Genomic DNA, 15,896 nt, shown 5'->3' on the forward strand with positions numbered 1-15,896 from the left:
TTATTCCTTGTCGAGTCGACCGACCAAAGACAGCTCGAAGTTGGCCCCCATGTATTTGAAGTGCGGGCGAACGGCCATCGACACTTGATACCAGCCCGGATCGCCTTCGACGTCGGACACTTGGATAGAGGCGGCACGCAGGGGACGACGGCTACGAACATCGGCAGGCGGGTTCTCCTGGTCAGCTACGTACTGGCGAATCCACGTGTTGAGCTCGCGTTCCAGGTCTTGGCGCTCTTTCCAAGAGCCAATTTGTTCACGCTGAAGCACTTTCACGTAGTGCGCCAAGCGGTTGATGATGAACATGTAAGGCAGCTGAGTGCCCAACTTGAAGTTGGTCTCTGCGGCTTTCCCTTCCGCCGTATTAGGGAACACTTTCGGCTTTTGAACGGAGTTAGCAGAGAAGAAGGCTGCGTTATCGCTACCTTTACGCATCGTGAGCGAAATAAAGCCCTCTTCGGCCATTTCGAATTCGCGGCGGTCGGTAATGAGCACTTCCGTTGGGATTTTGGCTTGCAGCTGACCGAACGCCTCATAAGTGTGCACGGGGAGATTTTCCACCGCGCCGCCACTTTGCGGACCAATGATGTTCGGACACCAACGATATTTGGCAAAGCTGTCGGTCAGGCGCTCTGCGAGCAGATAAGCGGTATTTCCCCATAGATAGTGATCGTGGTTTTCGCTGACGTTCTCGCGGTAGTTGAACGTCTTAACCGGGTTTTCGATGGGGTCGTAAGGTGTTCGCAATAAAAAGCGAGGGGCCGTCAAGCCAAGATAGCGAGCATCCTCGGACTCACGCAGACTGCGCCACCGCGCATATTTCGGCCCTTCGAAGATCGCTTTGAAATCCTTGATGTTGGGCAGCTCTTCGAAACTGTCGATCCCAAAAAAGGAGGGCGCCACGGAAGACATGAACGGCGCATGAGACATGGCGCCCACCGCCGAAGTGTACTGCAGCAGCTTCATATCAGGAGTCGAGGGTGAGAAATCGTAATGACCGATGATGCCCGCGACCGGCTCACCGCCAAATTGGCCATATCCTGCATTATAAACGTGGTGATAAAGGCCACTCTGGCTGATTTCGGGGGCAAACTCGAAATCTTCTAACAGCTCCTGCTTCGTGGCATGGAGCACATCGAGCTTGATGTTCTCACGAAAATCCGTGCGATCTACTAGCAGCTTCAAACCGCGCCAAGCAGACTCCATTTGTTGAAAGCCACGATCATGGAGAATTTCATCGACTTGATGACTAATTTTACGATCGAGTTCGACGATCATACCGTCGACGAGCGACTTATTGACGTTTTGCACCGAATCACTATTGTTCAACAGCTCTGCAATGAACGCGGCCACGCCTTGTTTGGCGACATCATAGCCTTCATCGGCGGGTGCCATACGCGTTTGAGCCATTACCTGATCTAGCAGGGAAAGCTCTGATTCTGTCTCTGTCACTGCTGCAGACTGCTGCTTTGCCGTTTTGCTCATTGCCATGCCTCGAAATCGTTGACGGTGGGATCGCTAAGAGAACTGCCAAGGCTCACTCGCCCTGGCGGTCCGACTCCAGTAGCTCCAACTCGCTTAATAGCTGCTGGCGAGCGTCTTCGTCCTCCAGCAGTTTTTGCAAACGATCACGGAAGGCGGGCACATTGCCCAGCGGCCCTTTCAAGGCGACCAGCGCTTCACGCAGCTCGACCAGCTTACGCAGTTCGGGTACCTGCTTGGCAACGGCATCAGGGGAGAAGTCATCCAAAGACTTGAACGACAGGTCGACCGCCATATCGCTAGGCGTTTCATCGTCTGCAAGGCGGTTCGGAACAGAGGCCTGAAGCGTTAGCCCAGCCTCACGCATGACCGATTGAAAATTATTCTTGTCGACGGAAACTGCTTGGCGCTCCTCAATCGACGTCTCTTCCTCACCGCCTTTGAAATCACCCACGACCAATAGCTTGAGAGGAAGCTCCGTTTCTGATTGTTGATCCCCGGTTGCCGGCACATACTTGATGTTGATGCGCTCTTTTGGCGCGACAGTTCCTTGTTTAGCCATGCGGATAAGCCCTAGAGAAAAGTGACCGAATGTAACCGCGAACGGTTCTCAATCAGTGAAAATTACCGAATTATTCTTCTCCATGCCAACCGCTCTGAATATCAGATCCTGACAACCTAATCGCCAACTACTGCCTAGATAGCTACCGTTTCATTCATTTTTTTAGGAGTTAGCAGCTTTATAAAACAAAAATACTTGCAAAGTATAATTTGTAAGATATTTCTTACAAAAACTATCGGCAATCTCTTAAGCTAATAGACAGAAATCACTTACAACAGCCATAAAAAACGACCGTTTGATCCGGCCAATTAGTCAACTATGATCCCCCATCATTCATGTCTTTGACTTCATTTAAAGCTACATTTATTAACATCTGCGTGCGATCTGCCACAAAGACTTAATACGCCCTGTATGGATTAGGCAACCTTTTGCCAATGGCAAGAGGTTGCTTAATGACAGGCAAAAAATTGCCTAATTAAAAATAAATAGCCTCGATATAAAAATTCAAGTGCTTGTTTTTAAATCGAACAGCCAGAATGGCATCTGTATTGCAATAACACTGCGTCCATCGGACAACGTTAACTCAATCCGTCAAGGAGCAGACTTATGCCAACTCCATGCTATATCAGTATCGAAGGCCAAACTCAGGGCAATATCACTGCTGGCGCATTTACCCCTGATTCAGTGGGTAACATCTACGTGGAGGGCCACGAAGATCAAATGCTGGTTCAGGAATTCAAACACGTCGTCACAGTTCCTACTGATCCGCAGTCTGGTCAACCGTCTGGCCAACGCGCCCACAAGCCATTTATCTTTACCGTTGCATTGAATAAAGCCGTGCCGCTCATGTACAACGCGCTGGCATCCGGCGAGATGCTGCCGAACGTAGAGCTCAAGTGGTACCGCACGTCGGTAGAAGGCAAACAAGAGCACTTCTTCACCACGACCTTGACCGATGCCACGATCGTCGATATCAACCTGCGCATGCCGCACGCTCAGGATATGACGAAAGCCGAATTCACCCAGCTCATGGATGTTTCCCTCGCCTACCGCAAAATCGATTGGGAACACACCGTGGCCGGCACGTCGGGTTCCGACGACTGGCGCGCGCCCATCGAAAGCTAAGTCCCCTTTCGATACGCAAAAGGCCCTCCTTATGGAGGGCCTTTCTCGTTATTACCGCCAACTCATACCTATCACACGAACCGGCCTAGACCGACCGCAGAACGTAACCGGTCCATCGTGACCGTCGCCTCTTCTCTGGCACGCTCGGCGCCTTTTTGAAGTACGGCTTCGATATGTCCGGGATCTTCCATCAACGCATTATAGCGCTCCCTTGGCTCACTGAGATGCGCGTTGAGGTAATCGAACACTCGGTCTTTCGCCTCCCCCCAGCCAATGCCTTCAGCGTATTGCTCGCGCATATTCGCCGTCTCAGCATCGCTGGCGAAAGCAGCGTAAATCTGGAACAGCGTGCAGGTATCAGGATCTTTCGGCTCACCCGGCTCGAGCGAGTTGGTTTTGATTTTTCGCACCAGCTTTTGCAGCTTTTTCTCGCTAACGAACAGCGGGATCGTATTGTTGTAGCTCTTGGACATTTTGCGACCATCCAAGCCCTTCAAGACCTCGGCCTTTTCGCTCACCACCGCTTCTGGCTGAGTGAAGTACTGACCTTTGAAAAGATGATTGAAGCGACCCGCGATGTCTCTCGCCATTTCAATGTGCTGAATCTGATCGCGCCCTACCGGCACCTTGTTGGCGTTGAACATCAGTATGTCGGCGGCCATCAACACCGGGTAGCCAAACAGCCCCATGGTGATACCTTTATCGGGGTCTTGGTCGCCCGCTTCTTCGTTCTCGGCCACGGCGGCCTTATACGCGTGAGCACGGTTCATCAACCCTTTCGCGCAGACGCAGGAGAGCATCCACATCAGCTCAGGGATCTCATGGATATCCGACTGACGATAGAAAATGGCGTTGTCGGTATCCAGACCCAGCGCCAGCCACGTGGCCGCAATCTCTAAACGCGACGCTTGCACACGCTTGGGCTCTTGGCACTTGATCAGCGCGTGATAGTCAGCGAGAAAATAGAACGACTGCACGCTCGGGTCTTGGCTTGCTTCGATGGCAGGCTTGATAGCGCCCACGTAGTTACCAAGGTGCGGCGTTCCGGTCGTGGTAATCCCGGTCAGCACGCGGGTTTTGGCTGTCTGACTCATGATCTGAATCCAACTGAATGAAGGTCAAAAACGATACGCTATTGTACGCTTATTGCCAAACCACCGCTGCCTCTGCTCCTACTTCATGAGGGTTTTCGCGGCGAATGAGCAGCGGCGCACTTTGTGCGACCACCGTCCCGCTCCCTTCGAAGGTGGCTCCCATGGCCATGACCCATCGCTCGCTATGGTAAATGACCGGCATATAGAAACAGCTGTGCTGGGGACAGTGATGCGATGTCGATACTTTGGCGTGCGTGCCATACTCCTCAAAACGTGCCGTCTCGGGCGCATCCAGCAGTGGAGCGCCCTGCCAATCGAGTTCCTCCCAACGGGCCAAAGCTTCTGACGCCGCCGTTTCAGATCGCATTTGCGCTTGTATCGATGCACGAAAGTTACCTGCCAAGCGCTCGTCGATCAGTGCCGTTTGCATACTAACGAGCGCCATGACCAACGCGCTGGCCAGCAGTACCATGACGATGACCAAAGCCGCGCCCTGCTGTTGCTTCACTCCGCTCTTCTCCATGGTTATTCCCCTTGGGGTGCCAGTAGACTGGCACGGTGCGTTACATGAAAACGCAATTCGCTGCCGCCGGGGCCTAATGGCAATGACACGAGGCTATCGGCGCCGTCAGCCGTTTGGCTTCCCAACGGTACATCGCGTTCGCACGTACTCGTCGAGGGGGTGGCAAAATTGACCATGGGTTGAGCGCGCGACATGTCTTGCAACGTACAGCGGCACTCTTTGGCGACGCTCTGGCAACGTAAATGATAAAACGCCTGCCCCGACGCATCATAAGGCCCCTGCCGTCGCAGGGTTTGCGTCATCGTCGTCACTGCAAAAATCAGCGCTTCCTGCTGGCGACTCAGCATATCGACATGGCGATGGGTTTTCAGCGTGCCTAGAAATAGCTGCCCTGCCCCTAATACGATGACCAGCCCTATCGCCATCGCTACCATGACTTCCGTTAGGGTAAAACCGCGCTGCCTTTCCTTTAGCACAGAGACTCCTCGACCCTTACTTCAAAGCGGTAATAAGAACCGATACTCCATTCTGCCCCCGTTCTCATCCTGGGGCGTATCGAGTTGCACCGTGACATCGAACTGGCAGCCCGACCGGCCAATCCCACTTTGGCCCGGATTCACGCTATGTCGTAGAGGGGCCCCCTTCGCCAGAAACCAGGCGTCACGCCACGCGTTTTCAATCGAGGCGACCGGTACGTCTTGGCACGCTTCTATATGAGAGATGGCGGCCCACACACGCTCTTGCGCGTCCAATGCAGCCACGGAGGCCAGCGACCGTTGATAACCGCTGTGAGCGCTTTGCATCGATTTCAGCTGCATTGCGGCCACACTGAGCACTCCCACTGACAAAATGACGAGCGCGACCAGCGCTTCCACCATAGAGAGTCCTCGCTGGTGTGTCTGCATTACCAACAGACTACCGGCGTGCGCTCGCCGCGCGCATTGAGTTGAATATCGCCATGACAGCCATCGGCCTGAGGGGTGGTCGCAATGAGAAGAAAACCGCCGTCACTCTCCCCCCCTGCCGCGACAGAGAGGGTGTAGTTGCCATCAGGCGACGTCGTGGTGATGGCACAGCCGGTGTAGTTGTATCGACGAGAGTAGCAGCGCTCCATTTCAGAAGCGGCTTGCAGCAGCCCCGCATGCGCATCAGTGCGAAGCGAGCGTTCTACATAGCGTGTGTAACTGGGATAGGCGATACCTGCGACGATGCCAATGATGGCCACGGCAATCAGCATTTCGATGAGGGTAAAACCTTGCTGGTGAGTCTCCTGCTCGCCAGCAAGGGAAAATGAAGGGCTAGACACCGAGTCAGCTCCTGTATCGGTTAAACCATACTTCGAGTATGTCGGAAACCGATACGCTTTGCATCACTCGCTGACGTCTATTCACTCACGCAAGTTCACCGATGAGCGCTTCAGCACACTCATCTTGTAAAGCGCGTTACTCGCTGACGATCACTCGTTCACGCAGCTCTCTTGGCATCGAGAACGTAATCGTCTCTTCACGCCCCTGCAGTTCGACGGGGGCTTCCGCGCCCAGTGTCTGCAACTTATCAATGACGCCTTTGACGAGCACTTCAGGGGCGCTCGCCCCGGCAGTGACGCCAATACGCTTGACGCCGTCGAGCCAAGTCGCATCAATTTGCTCAGCGTTATCGATCAAATAGGCAGGAGTGCCCATTCGCTCGGAAAGCTCACGCAGCCGGTTGGAATTCGAACTGTTGGGGCTGCCGACCACCAAGACTAGGTCGCTATCCGCCGCCAACTCACGCACCGCGTCCTGACGGTTTTGGGTGGCGTAGCAGATATCGTCCTTACGCGGCCCCTGGATGTCGGGAAATTTTTCCCGTAGCGCGTCGATCACCTTGGCGGTGTCGTCCATGGAGAGTGTGGTTTGCGTCACGAACGCCAGTGCCGAGGGGTCGTTCACGACTAAGTTGGCCACATCCTGCTCGTCTTCGACCAAGTAAATCTTGCCGCCATGGGAGGTGTCGTAGCGCCCCATGGTGCCTTCGACTTCCGGGTGGCCTTCATGGCCAATCAAAATGCACTCCTGGCCGCGCTTGGCGTAGCGCAGCACTTCCATATGCACTTTGGTGACCAGCGGGCAGGTGGCATCGAACACCTTTAGGCCACGCTGTTCTGCGTCTTGCTGCACCGCGCGGGAAACGCCGTGGGCGGAGAAGATGACGATCACATCGTCGGGCACTTCGTGAAGCTCTTCAACGAAGACCGCGCCGCGTTCACGTAAGGTTTCCACCACGAAGCGGTTGTGCACCACCTCATGACGCACGTAAATCGGCGGACCGAAGACATCCAGCGCACGGTTGACGATATCGATCGCGCGGTCGACGCCCGCACAAAACCCGCGCGGGTTGGCTAGCTTGATCTGTACGGGCTGAGATGACTCTGATGACTGCATAAAAGCGCCTTGATGCAACCTGCATCGCTCAGGAAATTAGTGTTTGGTGATCGGCGTGACGTCGAGCACTTCGACATCGAATGTCAATGTGCGCCCCGCCAGCGGATGGTTGAAGTCGACCTCGACGCGGTCACCATCAATGGCTTTGACCACGCCAGGCAATTCCGTTCCCGCTTTATCGGCAAACGACATCACCATGCCGATCTCAGGCGATTCGTCACCAAAGTCTTCCCGCTTCAGCGTTTGAATGTTCTGCGGATTGTGTTGGCCAAACGCATGCTCTGGCGTGATATCGAACGAGCCGTTCTGGCCTGCGGCCATGCCTTTGATGGGATGCTCGAAGCCGGGCGGCAGATTGCCATCGCCAAATTGGAACGTCGCTGGCGCTTTCTCTTTGGTGGAATCGACGACCGTGCCATCTTCCAGCTTCAGGGTAAAATGCAGGGTGATTTCCATCCCATCGTCAATTAGGTAGTCCATGGTGCCTCACTCATTGATGTTAAGAAGAGGATGACTGCGCGGCTTTCTTACGCCGACGCTCACCCATGACCGACTCCCAAATCAAGCCCACGGCCCCTAGGGTAATGCCGATATCCGCCACGTTAAAGGCAGGGTAGTACCAGCCCGCCGCATGGAAGGAGAGAAAATCCACCACATAGCCGTGGATCAAGCGGTCGTACAAATTGCCCAACGCGCCTCCGATGATCAGCGGCAGCGCGATGGCCAACAGCGTCTCATCGGCGCGCACCCGAGATAGCCACACGGTGAGACCGATACTGGCACCGATGGCAATCGCCGCAAAGAACCAGCGCTGCCAGCCGGGATGCTCGGCTAAAAAGCTAAACGCCGCCCCCGTATTATGCAGCAGCGTGAGGTTGAAAAATGGCAGCACCTCGACCGGCTGAGCATAGTTCAGGAAATGGCTAGCGGCGTACTTGGTGGCCAAGTCCACTACGATGATCGCGACGGCAAGCCACAACCAGCGCAGCGGCCGCCGCATGGGCGGCCGCTGGGAGTGTAGATCGTTCGCTGAAGAGGCGTTAGGCATAATGACGAATCTCACCGCTACCGTCGGGTAAATTACTCACGCAGCGGCCGCACAGGTCAGGATGCTCGGCAATGCTGCCTACGTCCGCCCGATGATGCCAGCAGCGCTCACACTTGGCGTGCTCACTGGCACTCACCGCGACCTTCAGACCAGCAAGCTCGGTGCTTTCGGCATGGGCGGCCTTTGCGAGCGGCGCTAAATGCACTTCACTAGTGAGCATCACGAAGCGCAACTCGTCGCCAAGCTTGGTTAACGTTGCGTGCAGCTCCTCATTGACGAACAGCGTCACGTCGGCCGCCAGGCTGCCCTTGATCACTTTGGCATTACGCGCGTCTTCCAGGCACTTGTTCACCGAGTGCTTCACTTCAAGCACCTGCTCCCAGAACGCCCGGCCCATTTCGGCACCCTCGTCCAGCGTGGAGAGGCCAGTGTAGTAGGTCTCCAGCAGCACGCTATCGCCACGCTCGCCGGGGATATGCTCGAAAATCTCTTCGGCGGTGAAGGACAGAATCGGCGCCACCCAGCGACTCAGCGCTTCCACCACGTGATAGAGCGCGGTTTGCGCGCTGCGGCGGGCCAGCGAGTCGGTTTGGGTGGTGTACTGGCGATCCTTGATCACGTCCAGGTAGAAGCCGCCTAGCTCCCGGGCGCAAAAGCCGTGCACCTGCTGATACACATCCAGGAAGCGGTACTCCTCATAGGCGTTTTCGATGCGGCCTTGAAGCTGTGCGGCACGGTCCACCACCCACTGGTCCAGCGCCAGCATATCGCCAAACGCGACTTGATCCCGCGCGGGATCGAACCCGTTCAAGTTGGACAGCAGGAAGCGGGCAGTGTTACGGATACGGCGATAGACATCGGCGGTACGCTTGAGGATTTCATCCGAAACGGCCATTTCACCGGAGTAGTCGGTCGACGCTACCCATAGGCGCAAGATATCGGCCCCCAGCTTATCCATCACGCTTTGCGGCGCGACCACGTTACCAATGGATTTGGACATCTTGCGGCCCTGGGCATCCACCGTGAAGCCGTGGGTCAGCAGCTGGCGATACGGGGCATGACCATCGATCGCTGCACCGGTGAGCAGCGACGAGTGGAACCAACCGCGGTGCTGGTCGCTACCTTCCAGGTATAAATCTGCCCGCGGGCCGCTTTCATGACCGTGGGGGTGCGAGCCGCGCAGCACATGACGGTGGGTAGTGCCCGAGTCGAACCATACGTCCAGCGTGTCGGTGACTTTCTCGTAATCCGACGCCTCTGCGCCGAGCAGCTCGGCGGGGTCGAGCTTGAACCATGCCTCGATGCCCTGCTGTTCCACGCGTTTGGCGGCTTCTTCCATCAGCGACACGGTGTTCGGGTGTAGCTCACCGGTTTGCTTATGCAGGAAGAACGGAATCGGCACGCCCCAGTTACGCTGGCGAGAGATACACCAATCTGGGCGGTTGGCGATCATGCTGTGCAGGCGCGCCTGACCCCAGGCCGGGGTAAACTCGGTGGCCTCGATACCGGCCAGCGCGCGCTCGCGCAGAGTCTTGCCATCTTTGCCTTTGATATCCATGCCAACGAACCACTGGGCCGTGGCGCGGTAGATCACCGGCGTTTTGTGGCGCCAGCAATGCATGTAGCTGTGGGTGATTGGCGTGTGAGCCATCAACGCGTTCACGTCACGCAGTTTCTCGATGATGTTCGGGTTGGCTTTCCAGATCATCTGGCCGCCGAAGAACGGCAGGTCATCGGCGTAAACGCCGTTGCCCTGTACCGGATTCAGCATGTCATCAAAGCTCATGCCATGCTCACGGCAGGTGACGAAGTCATCCATACCGTAAGAAGGGGCAGAGTGAACGATACCGGTACTGCCGACTTCAGACTCGACGTAATCCGCCAGATAGACCGGCGATAGACGGTCGTAGAACGGGTGGCGGAAATTGATCAGGTCCAGATGTTTGCCCTGAGTCGTCGCGACCACCTCGCCTTGTAAACCAAAGCGCTCCAAGCAGCTCTCGACCAGCTCTTCGGCTAGCAGCAGCAGGCGCTCACCGGTGTCGACCAGCGCGTAGGTGAAGTCGGGGTGAACGTTCAGCGCCTGGTTGGCGGGAATGGTCCAAGGCGTAGTGGTCCAGATGACCACCGCCGCAGGCTTGGCCAGCTCGCTCAGACCGAACGCCGCTGCCAGCTTGTCGGCGTCTTCCACGGGGAAGGCCACGTCGATGGCATCGGACTTCTTGTCAGCGTACTCGACCTCCGCCTCGGCCAGCGCCGAGCCGCAGTCGAAACACCAGTTCACCGGTTTCAAACCTTTGAAAACGTAGCCCGCGTCGACCATGTCGGCCAGCGCGCGGATTTCACCCGCTTCATTGGCGTAATCCATGGAGCGATAAGGGTGGTTCCAGTCGCCAATGATGCCCAGGCGCACGAAATCCACCAGCTGGGTTTCGATCTGGGCACCGGCGTACTCACGGCACAGCTCACGGGCTTTATCCGCCGGAAGGTGCTTGCCGTGGGTGGTTTCCACCTTGTGCTCAATGGGCAGGCCGTGGCAGTCCCAACCCGGCACGTAAGGCGCATCAAAACCCGCCAGGTTTTTGGACTTAACGATAATATCTTTGAGAATTTTATTAACGGCGTGACCGATATGGATACTGCCGTTGGCATAGGGAGGGCCATCGTGCAGTACAAACAGCGGCGCACCCGCACGGGCTTCGCGCAGGCGCTGGTATAGGTTCATGTCCTGCCACTGGGAAACACGCCCTGGCTCCTGCTTCGGCAGCATGCCGCGCATAGGAAAGTCGGTTTCTGGCAGGTTTAGCGTGTGCTTATAGTCCATAGTCCGGTCAGCCGTCGTTTGTATCGGCGGCGTCATCCGCCGAAGTGAAATCAGAAGAAGCGGTCTCACGCCCAAGCGGGGCCGAGGCCAGCGGAAGAGAGAGTGCAATGCCAGTCTCTACGGCCGCAAAGTAACGGCGCGCCCTGGCTTGGTCATGGTGAATCTGTGTTTTCAGTGCCTCGAAATCGTCAAACTTCACTTCCCCCCGTAGCCGTGCGCAGGGGTAAACCGTCAGCCGCTGGCCGTACAAGTCGCCCTTAAACGCCAACAGGTGAACTTCCAGCGTCGGGCGTTTGGCACCTACCGTGGGCCGGAAGCCGACATTCGCCACGGCAGGGTGGCGCTCGCCATTCGCCAGCTCGGCCACCACCGCAAACACGCCCCGCAGCGTCAGCGGCTGGGGCAGCAGCGGTAGGTTCGCGGTTGGCACGCCAATGGTGCGCCCCAGTTGCTGGTCGCGCACCACGCGGCCATGCAGCGAGTAGGGCCGGCCCAACAAACGGGCAGCTACGTCGAAGTTGCCGCTGGCCAGCAGGGTGCGCACACGGGTGCTCGACACGCGCTCGTCATCGACCTTGAAGGTGCGGGTGTGCTCGACGCCAAAACCGTGGGTACGCCCGACTGCTTCCAACAGGCTGAAGTCCCCCTTTCGGTCGCAGCCAAAGCGAAAGTCGTCCCCCACCACCAAGTGCTTGACACCCAACCCCTCGATGAGCACTTGATCGATGAATTCACGGCCGGTCAGGCTACGCAGCGCATCGTTGAACGGCAGACAGAGCACCTGCTCGGCACCGTGGTCGCGTAGCAGGCGCACCTTTTCGCGTAGCCGTGTCAGGCGAGGCGGCGCTTGATCACCGGCAAAAAACTCGCGGGGCTGAGGCTCGAACACCACCACGGTCAGCGGAACGCCCAGGCGCGCAGCGTGCTCACGGCACTGCTGCAGGATCGCCTGATGCCCCCGGTGCACCCCATCGAAATTACCAATGGTCGCCACGCAGCCACGATGGGACGCTGTCAGATTGTGCAGACCTCGAATGACGTGCATGGCACCCCTGTTTTAAAAACGTTAGGTTTTAAAAGCGCTGGCCGTGATCAAAGCGTTTGATTATAGCGAACACGCAGGCCAGGTGCAGGAGTAGATCATCGCCCCCAACGCCTAACTTAACCGTTCATTCTAAAGTGGCGCAGCCGCAGGCCAAGCGCCGTTAACCAGATGAAGTAGAGCCCGCCGCCCAACACGACCAGGGCCGCCACCCACCCCACGCGCTGCCATAGGCCGAAGTCGAGCCATGCCTGCCACTCAGGCGAGACGATCAGGAGCGCGAGACTCATGAGTACGCTGCCACCGATCAACTGTACGCCAAACCGCCCCCAGCCCGGCTGGAACACCAACACCTGCTGGCGATAGAGCAAGTACCCCAGCAGCCCTGCATTCAAAAACGCCGAGAGCGCCGTCGCCAGCGCCAAACCCGCGTGGGCCAGCGGCCAAATCAGCAGCAGGTTGAAGACCATGTTCGCAACCATGGCGATAATGCCTACCTTGACTGGCGTTTTGGTGTCTTGGCGAGCAAAGAAACCCGGCGCGAGCACCTTGATCAGCATAAAGGCCACTAAACCGAAGGCGTAGGCACGCAGGCTCATGGCCGCCATCTGAATATCGTTATCGGTCATCGCCCCGTAGTGAAACAGAGTAATCAAAAACGGCTCGGCCAGTACCGCCAGTGCCAATGCCGCTGGCACGCCCAGCAGCAGCACCACGCGAAGCCCCCAGTCAAGCATGGCGGAAAAGTGCTCGGTGGACTGCTCCGCGTGCCGCTTGGAAAGTGCAGGCAAGATAATGGTGCCAATCGCCACTCCAAACACGCCAAGCGGTAGCTCTACCAACCGATCCGAGTAGTAGAGCCACGAAACGCTCCCCGCCGCCAACAGCGATGCCAGCACCGTATCCAACAGCAAATTGATCTGCGACACCGATACGCCAAACAGCGCCGGGGCCATCAGTTTTAAAATACGCTTGACGCCGTCATGGGCAAAGTTGGGCCACGGCGTGGGCAAAAGCCCTAAACGCAGTAAAAACGGCACCTGAAACGCAAGCTGAGCCGCCCCTGCAATCAGCACGCCCCACGCCAGCGCCATGGCGGGCTCTTCCATCAGGGGCATCAAAAACAGCGCCGCACCGATCAACGACAAGTTCAGCAGTACTGGGGTAAATGCGGGCACTGCAAAGCGGTTCCAAGTGTTCAGCACGCTGCCTGAGAACGCGGTGAGCGAAATGAGCAGCAAATACGGAAACGTCAGCCGCAGCATATCGGCGGTCATCGCTAGTTTATCAGGGTCGCGACCAAAGCCAGGGGCAAACAGCCACACCAGCCAGGGCGCGCCCAGCATCGCCAGCGCCGTGATCAGCGCTAGCAGGGCCGTCAGGCTGCCCGCCACCGCGTTCAAAAGCTCACGGATCTCCTGCTTGGTGCGCTGAGAAGAGTACTCCGAGAGCACCGGCACGAAGGCTTGATTGAATGCGCCCTCGGCAAAGAGACGGCGTAGGAAATTGGGAATCTTGAACGCCACGAAGAACGCATCGGAGCCATTGCCCGCCCCGAGGAACGTCGCTACGACCACATCGCGCACCAACCCCATCACCCGGGAGAGCATGGTCATGGCGCTGACCACCAATCCAGAACGCATCAGTCCTCGGCGGGGTGGCGGCATATTGGCATGCGGTGATGTATCGGCGCTCATCAAGTACTTTCCTACAGGCGGCTAGAGGCTAAATAGAGACTCGCACATCGCCTGCTAGGCGACGTTCAGGCACAAAAAAACCGGCCGCAGCCGGTTTTTTTATGGCGCCTGCCGGCTTACGCCGCCAGAGCCTTAATGCGCTTGTTCAAGCGGCTTTTCAGACGTGCAGCTTTCTTCTTGGAAAGAACGTCTTTGTCAGCGATACGGTCAACGACCGGCTGCATTGCCTTGAACTCTTCCATCGCTTTGCCATGGTCGCCGGTGTTGATCGCTTTGATCACACGCTTGATGTAGGTGCGGACCATGCTGCGCTGGCTGGCTTTCAGGACGCGACGAGTCTCGGCCTGGCGGGCGCGCTTGCGTGCTTGCTTGCTGTTCGCCACAGGTATCTCCTTGGAGAATAAGGGCTGCCTATCAACGGCAACGAATTTACTATGTGTTTGTCGGCTGGCAGTTGCCAAATCACGACATTTCCGTAACAACCAATTGATCTAGCAGGGTTTTCAACACTGCTAAATAGTGTAACGAGCAGTCTTATAGCTGCCCGCTCACGGGTCTTGTCTGAGAGGATGGCGTAGTCTATCACGCGCAAAGCGGGCTTACTAGCCGGTGTCAATGCTTTTCGATGGTGTACTTACGGCAGTGCCTGGCACGTGGGTGCCAAAACCTTGCGCAAAAAGCGCCGCGTGCGCTCGTCTTGGGGATTGGTGAAAAGCTGCTCTGGGGGGGCCTGCTCGACGATTTGACCTTCGTCCATAAATACCACGCGGTCGGCGACGTCTCTGGCAAATTGCATCTCGTGGGTGACCACGATCATGGTTTGCTTCTCGGCCGCCAGTTGCTTCATGAGAGCCAGCACTTCCTCCACCCACTGCGGGTCGAGCGACGAGGTCGGCTCATCGAACAAAATGACGTCGGCATTCGCCGCCATGGCACGGCCAATGCCCACCCGCTGCTGCTGGCCGCCGGAGAGCGATGCAGGGTAAGCATCCGCTTTATCCGCCAAACCGATGCGCGCCAGAATCTCCCTAGCGCGAGCGTGGGCCTGCACCTTGGGTAGCTTGTCCACCACGATCATGCCTTCGCTAATGTTTTCCAGCGCGGTTTTATTGGCGAACAGGCCGTAATTCTGAAACACGAAGGCGGTGCGACGGCGCAGTGCCAAAATATCCGCCCGACTCGCCTTTCGCGCATCGACGCGCACATCACCGACGGTAATATGCCCTGCCTCTGGGCGCTCTAGAAAATTGATACAGCGCAGCAGGGTCGACTTACCGGTGCCCGATGGGCCGATGATCACGATGATCTCACCCTGCTCTAGGTGTAAATCGACATGACTGAAGACCGGCTGCTGTCCAAACTGCTTGCTGACAGATTCAAGCGTGATCATCGCTGGTACGCCTTATTCAAATACGTTTCCAAGCGGCGCTGGCCCCAAGAGAGTGCTTCCACCACGACCCAGTAGATGATCGCCACCAACAGGAAGGCTTCCAGATACAAAAAGCTGCCCGATGCCTCTTTCTGGGTGGCCCCCATCAGCTCCGTCACGCCCAGCGTAAAGGCCAGCGAGGTTGCCTTGATCATATCGATGAAGTAGTTCATCAACGTTGGCGTGGCCACGCGGGTGGCTTGCGGCAGGATAATCCGCCGCATCAGCTGCGGCTGGGTCATACCTATCGAGAGCGCCGCTTCGGTTTGGCTACGGTCGATACCCACGATGGCCGCACGAATGGATTCCGCCATATACGCCGAAAAGTGCAGCGTCAGGCCCAATACCGCTGCGGTCACGCCATTAATGGAAATCAGCGCATCGATGAGCTGGGGCAGACCGTAGTAGAACAGAAATAGTTGCACCAACAGGGGCGTGCCGCGAAAAAACGAAATGAACAGCAGCGCGGCGCCGTTCAATACGGGAATCTTCAACACCCGCACGACCGCCAACAAGCAGGCAATGACTAACGCAAATACCATGGCGATGCTCGCCATCTGCAGCGTCAGCGGTAAATAACTCAGCAGGACCGGCAACAGGCCCCACATATACTCCACATTTAGCATCGTCGTATCGCTTATCAACAA

General features: G+C 56.9%; 17 protein-coding genes. 1 reads left to right on the forward strand and 16 read right to left on the reverse strand.

Features of this window, described 5'->3' with window-relative positions; genetic code table 11:
* On the reverse strand, window positions 1–1,485 hold the full coding sequence (gene tssC, locus FHJ80_RS03815; RefSeq protein ID WP_139525720.1) for a type VI secretion system contractile sheath large subunit: 1,485 nt from the start codon (window positions 1,483–1,485) through the stop codon (window positions 1–3).
* 52 nt (window positions 1,486–1,537) lie between these two features.
* Window positions 1,538–2,044 (reverse strand): type VI secretion system contractile sheath small subunit, encoded by a 507-nt coding sequence (gene tssB / locus FHJ80_RS03820; protein WP_139525721.1) that lies wholly within the window; start codon window positions 2,042–2,044, stop codon window positions 1,538–1,540.
* 606 nt (window positions 2,045–2,650) lie between these two features.
* Between tssB and FHJ80_RS03825 the strand changes: the two genes are divergently transcribed.
* The gene (locus FHJ80_RS03825) at window positions 2,651–3,169 is read left to right on the forward strand and encodes an Hcp family type VI secretion system effector (protein ID WP_139525722.1); all 519 of its coding nucleotides are present in this window, start codon (window positions 2,651–2,653) and stop codon (window positions 3,167–3,169) included.
* A gap of 71 nt (window positions 3,170–3,240) precedes the next feature.
* On the opposite strand, the gene FHJ80_RS03830 is transcribed toward FHJ80_RS03825, so the two are convergent.
* The 14 genes from FHJ80_RS03830 to FHJ80_RS03895 all read right to left on the reverse strand — a co-directional run bounded on the left by FHJ80_RS03830 (window position 3,241) and on the right by FHJ80_RS03895 (window position 15,875).
* Entirely contained in the window at window positions 3,241–4,263 is a 1,023-nt protein-coding gene (locus FHJ80_RS03830) for a tryptophan--tRNA ligase (RefSeq protein WP_139525723.1), read from the reverse strand.
* A 49-nt stretch (window positions 4,264–4,312) separates the two neighbouring features.
* On the reverse strand, window positions 4,313–4,786 hold the full coding sequence (locus FHJ80_RS03835) for a PilX N-terminal domain-containing pilus assembly protein (protein WP_139525724.1): 474 nt from the start codon (window positions 4,784–4,786) through the stop codon (window positions 4,313–4,315).
* 2 nt (window positions 4,787–4,788) lie between these two features.
* Window positions 4,789–5,262, reverse strand: coding sequence for a PilW family protein (locus FHJ80_RS03840; protein WP_231125590.1), 474 nt, complete (start codon window positions 5,260–5,262; stop codon window positions 4,789–4,791).
* Between the two features lie 21 nt (window positions 5,263–5,283).
* On the reverse strand, window positions 5,284–5,691 hold the full coding sequence (pilV, locus tag FHJ80_RS03845) for a type IV pilus modification protein PilV (RefSeq protein ID WP_139525725.1): 408 nt from the start codon (window positions 5,689–5,691) through the stop codon (window positions 5,284–5,286).
* On the reverse strand, window positions 5,691–6,092 hold the full coding sequence (locus tag FHJ80_RS03850) for a type IV pilin protein (RefSeq protein ID WP_255303868.1): 402 nt from the start codon (window positions 6,090–6,092) through the stop codon (window positions 5,691–5,693). The genes pilV and FHJ80_RS03850 overlap by 1 nt, the downstream gene beginning before the upstream one ends.
* Before the next feature lie 136 nt (window positions 6,093–6,228).
* Window positions 6,229–7,209, reverse strand: coding sequence for a 4-hydroxy-3-methylbut-2-enyl diphosphate reductase (gene ispH, locus FHJ80_RS03855; protein ID WP_139525726.1), 981 nt, complete (start codon window positions 7,207–7,209; stop codon window positions 6,229–6,231).
* Window positions 7,210–7,245: 36 nt separating this feature from the next.
* Window positions 7,246–7,689: an FKBP-type peptidyl-prolyl cis-trans isomerase gene (gene fkpB, locus FHJ80_RS03860; protein WP_139525727.1), complete on the reverse strand. Its 444-nt coding sequence runs from the start codon at window positions 7,687–7,689 to the stop codon at window positions 7,246–7,248.
* 19 nt (window positions 7,690–7,708) lie between these two features.
* The gene (lspA, locus tag FHJ80_RS03865; RefSeq protein WP_139525728.1) at window positions 7,709–8,257 is read right to left on the reverse strand and encodes a signal peptidase II; all 549 of its coding nucleotides are present in this window, start codon (window positions 8,255–8,257) and stop codon (window positions 7,709–7,711) included.
* Entirely contained in the window at window positions 8,250–11,081 is a 2,832-nt protein-coding gene (gene ileS / locus FHJ80_RS03870) for an isoleucine--tRNA ligase (protein ID WP_176558212.1), read from the reverse strand. Before ileS ends, lspA begins: the two co-directional genes overlap by 8 nt.
* Before the next feature lie 7 nt (window positions 11,082–11,088).
* Window positions 11,089–12,126, reverse strand: a complete 1,038-nt coding sequence (gene ribF, locus FHJ80_RS03875; protein ID WP_139525729.1) for a bifunctional riboflavin kinase/FAD synthetase — start codon at window positions 12,124–12,126, stop codon at window positions 11,089–11,091.
* A gap of 116 nt (window positions 12,127–12,242) precedes the next feature.
* Window positions 12,243–13,820: a murein biosynthesis integral membrane protein MurJ gene (gene murJ, locus FHJ80_RS03880; protein ID WP_139525730.1), complete on the reverse strand. Its 1,578-nt coding sequence runs from the start codon at window positions 13,818–13,820 to the stop codon at window positions 12,243–12,245.
* Window positions 13,821–13,936: 116 nt separating this feature from the next.
* Window positions 13,937–14,203, reverse strand: a complete 267-nt coding sequence (rpsT, locus tag FHJ80_RS03885) for a 30S ribosomal protein S20 (protein ID WP_083024671.1) — start codon at window positions 14,201–14,203, stop codon at window positions 13,937–13,939.
* 251 nt (window positions 14,204–14,454) lie between these two features.
* A complete protein-coding gene (locus FHJ80_RS03890) occupies window positions 14,455–15,210 on the reverse strand; it encodes an amino acid ABC transporter ATP-binding protein (RefSeq protein WP_139525731.1) in 756 nt (251 codons plus the stop codon).
* Complete coding sequence (locus FHJ80_RS03895) at window positions 15,207–15,875, reverse strand: amino acid ABC transporter permease (RefSeq protein WP_139526218.1); 669 nt, start codon at window positions 15,873–15,875, stop codon at window positions 15,207–15,209. The genes FHJ80_RS03890 and FHJ80_RS03895 overlap by 4 nt, the downstream gene beginning before the upstream one ends.
* Between the last annotated feature and the right edge of the window lie 21 nt (window positions 15,876–15,896).

Origin of the sequence: Halomonas sp. BL6, from assembly GCF_006228115.1 — a bacterium.
GTDB classification, from domain to species: domain Bacteria; phylum Pseudomonadota; class Gammaproteobacteria; order Pseudomonadales; family Halomonadaceae; genus Vreelandella; species Vreelandella piezotolerans.